We start from the raw sequence: 8290 nt of genomic DNA on the forward strand, positions 1-8290 counted from the left end.
CGCGAAAATCGCATCCAACTTGTCCGCCAGCGCCACGGCGACCGTCACCGGCGCGGTCGGCACCTCGTCCCCCTGCCCCGCCGGCTTGTAATGATCGCGGATCGCGTCGGCGACGGCGTCCGGTTCGCCCTGTGCCCGCGCCAGATAGCCGCCGATCAGGCCTTGAAGCTCCGGGAACTCGCCGACCATGCCGGTGACGAGGTCGGCCTTGCAGAGGCGGGCGGCCTGTTCCGCCATGTCGGCCAAGTGCTCCTGCGAAAGCAGGAGCCCAGAGTCACCCTGTACTTCGCCCTTCTGGGCTCCTGCTTTCGCAGGAGCACGGACGATCCCTTCCTCGACCAGCCAGCGCGCGAGCTTCGCGACGCGTTCGACCTTGTCGGCGACGGTGCCCAGCTTTTCGTGGAAGACGATCTGGTCGAGCTTTTTCGCCTGCTCCTCCAGCGGGATTTTCAGGTCCTGTTCCCAGAAGAATTTCGCGTCGGACAGACGGGCGGCCAGCACCTTGCGGTTGCCGTCGACGATCGCGGCGCCGCCGTCGCGCGGCTCCACGTTCGCGGTGCAGATGAAGGCCGGGGCGAGGCGCAAGTCCTCCCCAAGCTCTGCTTGGGGAGGGGGACCGCCGGCGGAGCCGGTGGTGGAGGGGCTGAGCCCGAAGGGCGAAGAAGAACCCTCCCCCCGGCTCAAGGCCGGGGTCCGGGCCCCTCCACCATGCTTCGCATGGTCCCCCTCCCCTGCAAATGCAGGGGAGGATTTGAGGGCGAAATATTTCTGGTTGGTCGCCATGGTGAGCTGGATCACCTCTGGCGGGACCTCCAGGAAGGACGGGTCGAAGCTGCCCAGCAGCGGCACCGGCCATTCGGTGAGGCCGGCGTTTTCGCGCAGCAGCGCTTCGTCGCGTACCAGCGTCAGGCCGCCCTGGGCGGCGACGGTGGTGGCGCCGGTGGCGATGATCGCCTCGCGCTCCTCATGGTCGACGAGGACGTGGCAGGCGCGGAGCTTGGCGGCGTAATCGTCGGCGCTGCCGATGGTGATGCGGCCGGGATGATGGAAGCGGTGGCCGACCGTTTCCGCTCCGCTCGCGATGCCGTCGATCTCGAAAGGCACGATCTCGCCGCCCAAGAGCGCGACGATGCCGTGTAGCGGGCGGACCCAGCGGAGACTCTCGGTCGAAATGGAGGCGGCGCCCCAGCGCATCGACTTGGGCCAGGGGAAGCCGCGGACGATCGCGGGGATGGCTTCAGCGAGCACCGACGCGGTGGCGCGGCCGGGCTTGTCGATCACGGCGTACCAGACGCCGTCACGCTCGGTGAGCTGGTCCTGCGTCAGGCCGGTCTTGCGGAGAAAGCCTTCGAGCGCCTGAGGCGGGGCGGAGGTGCGCGGGCCCTTCAGCTCGTCGCTGACGGCTTCGGTTTGCTCCGGGAGGTTGCGGGCGATCAGCGCGAGGCGGCGGGGGGTCGAGAAGGTCTCGATCGCCTCGGCCTTCAGCCCGGCCCTGGCGATCTCGGCCGCGAACAGCCGCGCCAGATCGTCCCGCGCGCGCGGCTGCATCCGGGCGGGGATTTCTTCGCTGAGGAGCTCGAGGAGGAAATCAGGCATCACCGTGCCCATGCGAAAGCAGGGACCCAGGCCCCGGTCTTCTGGGCCCCTGCTTTCGCAGGGGCACGAGGGACCGACACACTCACCCCGCCCACCCGTTCTTTTCCATCCAGGCGGCGCAGGCGCCTTTGGCGAGGTCGCGGACGCGGCCGATATAGGCCTGGCGTTCGGCGACGGAGATGACGCCGCGGGCGTTCAGCAGGTTGAAGATATGGCTGGCCTTGATCGCCTGCTCATAGGCCGGGATCGGGAGCTTGCGATCGAGGCAGGACTCGCATTCCGCGGCGGCCTTCCTGAAGCCGTCGAACAGGGCCTCGGTGTTCGCGACCTCGAAATTCCAGGTCGACATCTCGATCTCGTTTTCGAGGAAGACCTCGCCATAGCTGACGCCGCGGCCGTTGAAGTCGAGATCGTACACGCGGTCGACATTCTGGATGTACATCGCCAGACGCTCGAGCCCGTAGGTAAGCTCGCCGGCGACGGGCTTGCAGTCGAAGCCGCCCATCTGCTGGAAATAGGTGAACTGGGTGACTTCCATGCCGTCGCACCAGACTTCCCAGCCCAGGCCCCAGGCGCCGAGCGTGGGCGATTCCCAATCGTCCTCGACGAAGCGGATATCGTGCTTCAGCAGATCGAGGCCGATCGCCTTCAGGGAGCCGAGATACAGGTCCTGGAGGTCGGACGGGCTGGGCTTCAGGATCACCTGATACTGGTAATAATGCTGGAGCCGGTTCGGGTTCTCGCCATAGCGGCCATCGGTGGGTCGGCGGCAGGGCTGGACGAAGGCGGCGTTCCACGGATCGGGGCCGAGCGCGCGGAGCGTGGTCGCCGTGTGGAAGGTGCCGGCGCCCATTTCCATGTCATAGGGCTGGAGGATCAGACACCCCTGCTCGCTCCAATAACGGTGGAGGGTGAGGATCAGGTCCTGAAAGCTGGGAGCGCGGGTCTCTGGCACGGTGTTCGCACGTGCACAAATCGGCGCGCAGAATCAACACTCGTCACCCCGGACTCGATTGAACAGGTCGCCGTGTCCCCCGGACACGGCTGCGAACGTCCGGGGGAGGTTCGCAGCTGTTCAATGGGTCCACCTTCTTTGGAAAGGCAGGTGGATGCCGGATCAAGTCCGGCATGACGGTCGATTAATAGGGCGTGCGCTCGTCCCGCCGCTCCTCGCGCGCGCGCCGGCGCTCCTCCTTCGCCCGCCGCTCGTCGGCCTTGCGGAGTTCGCGGCCGCGTTTTTCGTCGGCTTCGGACTGGCTGGTGGTGAGCTTGTCCGCGGTCCAGCCGGCGGCCTTGACCGGCATCGTCACCACGTCGGCGGCGGTGCGGACGAGGCAGCCGCCGAGCGCCAGCGGGAGCAGGAGAACCAGAACACGCATGCGCGACCCCAAACAGCTTGATCGGCACGCCTAGCGTCGCGAAGCTTCACCGGCAATGAACGGGGGGAGTGCGGGACCGTCCGCCTGAACCCTACTGCCCCTGCGGGATTTCGCCGGCATCGCGGGCGCGGCGTTCTTCGCGGGCCTCGCGGAGCATCTTCTGGTAGCAGCCGGTCCAGCCGCCGGCGCCCGAGGGCGTGCAGCTGTTGATGCCGGAAGCGCCGACATATTCCATGCTGCGCGCACGCACCGCCCAGCTCTGGTTCTCCGGGCTCGGCTTCACGCGGCGCAGCTCCTGCGGAATGCGGTAGCGCTCACCTTCGGAGCGGCGGACGCAGATCGTGTCGCGCGGGCAGCTATCGTCGCCGAAGATGATCAGCACCTGCTCGTTCGAGTTGCGCTGCGCGCTCGCCGGCGCGGCCGGCAGCAGCAGCGGAGCGCCGAGCGCGACGGACATCAGAACCTTCTTCAACATCGCGGGCACTCCCTGGATACGCCTGGCTAGATTCGTTTCGAAAGGGCGATCGCGGCGCGGCAGCCGAGCCGGATCGCGTGGAACATCAGCGGATAGGCCGGCGCGCGCTCGGCCCCCGCGGCCAGCGCATGGTCGCGGTGCGCGACCTCGTCGGCCTGGAATTCGCGGATGCGATCGGAAAGCTCGGGATCGCTGTCGCCGAGCTCTTCGAGCTGCTTGCCGTAATGGCGGTCGATCTCGGTCTCGATCGCGGCGGTGCAGGCCATCGCCGCTTCGGGGCCGATCGCCGCGGTGACGGCGCCGAGCGCGAAGCCGGCCGCGTTCCACAGCGGCTGCAGCGCGGTCGGGCGCACGCCGCGCTCGACGATCATCGCGTCGAAGCGGTCGCGGTGCGCTTCCTCCTGCGCGGCCATGCCGGCGACGATCCGGGCGGCAGGCGCGCGGTCGCCCAGCACCGCCAGCTGGCCGGCATAGATGCGGGTCGCGCCATATTCGCCCGCCTGGTCGACGCGCAGCATCGACGCGGCATCGGGCTTTCGGTCGCCGGGCCTGGTCATGCGGCTCTCCTTCTTCCCGCCAACAACGCCCAGATGGCGATCGCGGCTGCAAAGGAGAAGAGGGCATTGAAGCCGGCGAGCGACACGCCGCCCAATGTCCATTGCGGCTGGTCGCAGCGGATCAGCGGTGCGTTCATGATCGCCTTCAGCAGGTCTTCGGAACTGGCCGCCGAGGGCCCGCGCGAGCAGGTCGTCAGCCCTTCCCACCAGCCATATTCGACGCCGGCATGGAACACGCCGATCGCGCCGGACACGGCAATGGCGATGGCGGCGAGCACGACCAGCGCCCGCGACCAGCGCGGCTGGCCGGACAGGCCATAGGCGAGCAGCGCCAGCACGATCGCCGCTTCGTGCGGCCAGCGCTGCCAATAGCACATCTCGCACGGGTACAGCCCGCCGACATATTGCGAACCGAGCGCGCCGCCGAGCAGCAGCGCGGGCGCGAGCAGCGCAAGGAGGCGGGCTTTTGCGAGGGGTGACATGGTCAGCGTATTCTCCGTCACCCCGGCTCCTTCGACAAGCTCAGGACAGGCTTGAGCCGGGGTCCACCTTCTACAAAGAACAAGGTGGATGCCGGATCAAGTCCGGCATGACGAATGAATGCAAGCTTACTTGCCCCGTGAGGCGGTCTGGATCGTGGGCAGCTTGGTCAGCCGCTCCAGCGTCTGCACCGCATAGTTCAGCTGGAAGTCCTTCACGCCCTGCTTCTCGAGCTGCTCGGCGGTGAGCCGGAAGCGCGGGTCTTCCTTCACGTCGTCCTCCAGGATCGAATTGTCGACCTTGGCCTGGTTGATCAGGTGACGGCGCAGGTCCGCCTCGCGGAAACGCGGCCGGTCCTTGTAGTCCGGGTCGCTGAGCTGCGGCACCAGCACGTCGGGCTCGATGCCGCCTTCCTGCACCGAGCGGCCGGACGGCGTGTAGTAGCGCGCGGTGGTCAGGCGCAGCGCCGTCGTCTGCGACAGCGGCAGCAGCGTCTGCACCGATCCCTTGCCGAAGCTGCGCTCGCCCATGACGATCGCGCGGTGGTGGTCCTGCAGCGCGCCGGCGACGATCTCCGACGCGGAAGCCGAGCCGGCATCGACCAGCACGATCACCGGGGCGCCGTGGGTGTCGTCGCCGGGCTTCGCGTAATAGCGTTCGATATCGTTCTTCTCGCGGCCGCGCTGCGAGACGATCTCGCCATGATCGAGGAACGCGTCCGAGACCTCGATCGCCTGGTCGAGCAGGCCGCCGGGGTTGGAGCGCAGATCGACGATATAGCCCGCCGGCTTGTGGCCGAGCGACTTCTCGATGCCCAGGATCGCGGCGCGAACGCCGGCGCCGGTGTTCTTCGAAAAGGCGTTGATGTTGATGACGCCGACATCGCCCTTCACTTCCCACTTGACCGGCTTCAGCTCGATCACTTCGCGGGTCAGCGCCAGGTCGAACGGCTTGTCGCGGCCCGGACGGACGATGGTGATCTTCAGCGAGGTGCCGGGCTTGCCGCGCATTTCCTCGACCGCCTCGTCGAGCGTGCCGCCATAGAGGAGCTCGCCGTTCAGGTGCGTGATATAGTCGCCGGCCTTGATCCCGGCGCGCGACGCGGGCGTGTCCTCGCTCGCCGCGATGACCTTGACGACGCCGTCCTCCATCGAGACGGTCAGGCCCAGGCCGCCGTAATTGCCGTCGGTCTGCGCCTTCATCGACTGGAAATCGGTCGCGTCGAGGAACGAGCTGTGCGGGTCGAGGCTCGCCAGCATGCCGTTGATCGCGCCCTTGATCAGCGTCTTGTCATCGACCTTGTCGACATATTCGGCGCGCACGCGCTCGAACACGTTCATGAACTGGTCGAGCTCCTTGTAGGTGTCGTTGTCGACGGCGGCGAGGCCGGACGTGGCGAGCGGCACCAGCGCAAGCGCGCTGACAAGGGCGGTGGCGCGGAACAGAGGACGGAACATCAAACACTTCCTGCGGGAGTTGGCGAATCGAGAATATAGGCTTTTCGACCGGCGTTAAAGGTTAACCGACGAGAGTGGTGGGATTGACCGGCTTTCCGTCCTGCCTGAGCTCCACCGTGACGCCGGAACGGCCGGCGCGCCCGAGCGGGCTGCCTGCGGTCACCGTGTCGCCGATATGGGCGAGGTTCGAGGCAAGGCCGGTCACGATGCTCATATAGCCGTCGCCGTGATCGACGATCGCGATGCCGCCATAGCCGCGATAAAGGCCGGCGAAGGTGACTCGGCCTGCCGCTGGCGCGACGACGATCGCGCCGGGCTTTGCCGCGATCGACACGCCGCTGGCGCGCATCCCCGATGGCAGCGCCTCGCCGAAGCCGCGCACGACCGGCCCCAGCACCGGCAGCCGGTACGACAGGCGCTGCGGCGCGGGCGTTGCGGTTTCGACGGGCAGCGCTTCGCTCAGCCGCGCCGGACGCGGCAGCGGGCCGGGCAGGCTCGCGAGCCGTTCGCGCAGCGTGCCTTCCGCGCCGAGCCTGCGGACCAGATCCTCCAGATCGCGCGCCTGTTCGCCGAGCCTGAGCGCCCGCTCCGCCTCCAGCCGTGCGCTGCCGGCGAGCGCGGCTGAGCGACGGCGCTGCTCGATTTCGAGGCGGGCAAGCTGCTGCTGCTCGATCCGGCTGCGCCGCTGGCCGTCTTGCAGCGACGCCAGCGCGAGCCCGGCCTGCCGGCGCAGCGCCGCCGAACGCGCGACCTCGGCCCTGAGCCCTGCCGTCTGCTCCGCGATGCGCGGCGTGACGGTCGACAGCACTGCGCGCACATGGACCAGGTCGTCGAGGCTGCCCGGCTGGAGCAGGGTCGCCGCGACCGGCCGCCGCGCCATCGTCTCCAGCGCTGCGACCAGCCGCACGATCGGCTGCTCGCGCGCGGCGAGGCTCTGCTCCTGCCGGCGCTGAAGGCTGCGAACGATCGCGAGCCGCGCTTCCGCCGCACCGATATCGGCCTCCGCCGCCTGGATGCGTGCGGCGACAGCGGCCTCAGCCGCCCGCGCCCGCTCCGCCTGGTCCAGCGCGGCCCGCGCCTGCGCATCGAGCGCGGCGGCCCGCGCACGCGCTCCGTTCGCCTGCGCCTGGGCAGCGGCAAGCCGGGCCCGCGGGTCGGGCGTCCCCTGCGCCGCGAGCGCAGTCGCCGCGGCCAGTGCGCCGAGCATGATCCAGGCCTTCATCATCCCTCCCGGTGATAGGGATGATTGGCAAGGATCGAGGTCGCGCGAAAGAGCTGTTCCATCAGCATCGCGCGGGCGAGCAGATGCGGCCAGGTGGCACGGCCGAAGGCGAGCAGCAGATCGGCCGAATCGCGATCGGCCGCGTCATGGCCGTCGGCGGCGCCGATCAGGAAGCGGCACTCGCGTTTGCCGCAATCGCGCCACTTCTCAAGCTGCTTCGCCAGTTCGACAGATGTGAGCTGCTCGCCGCGCTCGTCCAGCGCGACGGTGACGCCGTTCGGATCGCGCGCCGGCACCCGGCCGCCCTGATCCGGCAATTCTGTGAGCTTCAGCGGCCAGGCGATCCGCTTTTCATAGCGCGCGACCAGCTCTGCCTCGGGTCCGCGCCCGATCCGGCCGCGCGCGACGACGTGTAAGAGCAAGACCTATGCGTGCGCGGGATTTGGCGGCGACGGAGCCTCGCCGAACGCCCACATCCGCTCCAGATTGTAGAAGCTGCGCACTTCGGGGCGGAACAGGTGGACGATGACGTCGCCGGCATCGATCAGCACCCAGTCCGCGGCGGGCAGGCCTTCGACGCGAACCTGGCGCCCCAGCTCGCCCTTCATCCGCTCGACCAGCTTTTGCGCCATCGAGGCGACCTGCCGGGTCGAACGGCCCGACGCGATCACCATGTGGTCGGCAATGCTGCTCTTGCCCTCCAGCGGAATCGAAACGGTCTCGATCGCCTGATCGTCTTCCAGGGAGGACAGAACGAGGTTGTGCAGCGCCGAAACCTGGTCGGCTTCGGGCGTGGTGCGTGCAAGTGACTGTGCGGCCAAGTGGGTTCCTCAGCTAGAGTGCGTTCGTCGTGTGGGATCAACGCTTGAGAGCGCGCGGCGGTGCCAATCGGGATCGGCCTGGCGGATGCGGGTCGCCGAACGTGGGTCGGGGACAAAGCGCAACAACACGAGCGCCGGCGGTCTCCAATTCGTCCAGTTCCTCAGATCGGCCACGGGCCGGACGAAGCGCCGCAACCAGCCCATCGCGGGAGCCGCGCGGGCAGCACGGTTATACCCCGGCCGCGCCACCACCGCAATCGGCACCAGCCGCGCGATCGCTCGCCACGCCCGCCAGTGATGAAA

10 protein-coding genes and 1 pseudogene are annotated in these 8290 nt (G+C 68.4%); all 11 read right to left on the reverse strand.

Features of this window, described 5'->3' with window-relative positions; translation table 11 throughout:
• A partial coding sequence (locus tag VFT73_RS02690) for a glycine--tRNA ligase subunit beta (RefSeq protein ID WP_326408607.1) occupies positions 1–1596 on the reverse strand: 1596 nt, incomplete at its 3' end.
• 82 nt (positions 1597–1678) lie between these two features.
• Positions 1679–2551 carry a glycine--tRNA ligase subunit alpha gene (locus tag VFT73_RS02695; protein WP_326408608.1) on the reverse strand — a complete coding sequence of 291 codons (873 nt, stop codon included), beginning with the start codon at positions 2549–2551 and terminating at the stop codon, positions 1679–1681.
• A 184-nt stretch (positions 2552–2735) separates the two neighbouring features.
• Positions 2736–2975 carry a hypothetical protein gene (locus VFT73_RS02700; protein WP_326408609.1) on the reverse strand — a complete coding sequence of 80 codons (240 nt, stop codon included), beginning with the start codon at positions 2973–2975 and terminating at the stop codon, positions 2736–2738.
• Between the two features lie 91 nt (positions 2976–3066).
• Positions 3067–3450, reverse strand: coding sequence for a hypothetical protein (locus tag VFT73_RS02705; protein WP_326408610.1), 384 nt, complete (start codon positions 3448–3450; stop codon positions 3067–3069).
• Positions 3451–3476: 26 nt separating this feature from the next.
• The gene (locus VFT73_RS02710) at positions 3477–4007 is read right to left on the reverse strand and encodes a demethoxyubiquinone hydroxylase family protein (protein WP_326408611.1); all 531 of its coding nucleotides are present in this window, start codon (positions 4005–4007) and stop codon (positions 3477–3479) included.
• Positions 4004–4489, reverse strand: coding sequence for a disulfide bond formation protein B (locus VFT73_RS02715; protein ID WP_326408617.1), 486 nt, complete (start codon positions 4487–4489; stop codon positions 4004–4006). Before VFT73_RS02715 ends, VFT73_RS02710 begins: the two co-directional genes overlap by 4 nt.
• A 126-nt stretch (positions 4490–4615) precedes the next feature.
• Positions 4616–5944 carry a S41 family peptidase gene (locus VFT73_RS02720; protein WP_326408612.1) on the reverse strand — a complete coding sequence of 443 codons (1329 nt, stop codon included), beginning with the start codon at positions 5942–5944 and terminating at the stop codon, positions 4616–4618.
• A 61-nt stretch (positions 5945–6005) separates the two neighbouring features.
• A complete protein-coding gene (locus tag VFT73_RS02725; RefSeq protein ID WP_326408613.1) occupies positions 6006–7166 on the reverse strand; it encodes a murein hydrolase activator EnvC family protein in 1161 nt (386 codons plus the stop codon).
• On the reverse strand, positions 7166–7588 hold the full coding sequence (locus VFT73_RS02730) for a 23S rRNA (pseudouridine(1915)-N(3))-methyltransferase RlmH (RefSeq protein ID WP_326408614.1): 423 nt from the start codon (positions 7586–7588) through the stop codon (positions 7166–7168). The genes VFT73_RS02725 and VFT73_RS02730 overlap by 1 nt, the downstream gene beginning before the upstream one ends.
• Before the next feature lie 3 nt (positions 7589–7591).
• Positions 7592–7987 carry a ribosome silencing factor gene (rsfS, locus tag VFT73_RS02735; RefSeq protein ID WP_326408615.1) on the reverse strand — a complete coding sequence of 132 codons (396 nt, stop codon included), beginning with the start codon at positions 7985–7987 and terminating at the stop codon, positions 7592–7594.
• Between the two features lie 9 nt (positions 7988–7996).
• Positions 7997–8290, reverse strand: a pseudogene (locus VFT73_RS02740) (nicotinic acid mononucleotide adenylyltransferase); the annotation flags it as partial.

The sequence above is a fragment of the Sphingomonas sp. genome, from assembly GCF_035758555.1.
In the GTDB taxonomy this organism is placed as follows: domain Bacteria; phylum Pseudomonadota; class Alphaproteobacteria; order Sphingomonadales; family Sphingomonadaceae; genus Sphingomonas_B.

Excerpts from the sequence above, each read along its gene's own strand:
- VFT73_RS02700 (WP_326408609.1), bottom strand. The coding sequence starts at position 2,975 with ATGCGTGTTCTGGTTCTCCTGCTCCCGCTGGCGCTCGGCGGCTGCCTC.
- VFT73_RS02705 (WP_326408610.1), bottom strand. The coding sequence starts at position 3,450 with ATGTTGAAGAAGGTTCTGATGTCCGTCGCGCTCGGCGCTCCGCTGCTG.
- VFT73_RS02710 (WP_326408611.1), bottom strand. The coding sequence starts at position 4,007 with ATGACCAGGCCCGGCGACCGAAAGCCCGATGCCGCGTCGATGCTGCGC.
- VFT73_RS02715 (WP_326408617.1), bottom strand. The coding sequence starts at position 4,489 with ATGTCACCCCTCGCAAAAGCCCGCCTCCTTGCGCTGCTCGCGCCCGCG.
- VFT73_RS02720 (WP_326408612.1), bottom strand. The coding sequence starts at position 5,944 with ATGTTCCGTCCTCTGTTCCGCGCCACCGCCCTTGTCAGCGCGCTTGCG.
- VFT73_RS02725 (WP_326408613.1), bottom strand. The coding sequence starts at position 7,166 with ATGAAGGCCTGGATCATGCTCGGCGCACTGGCCGCGGCGACTGCGCTC.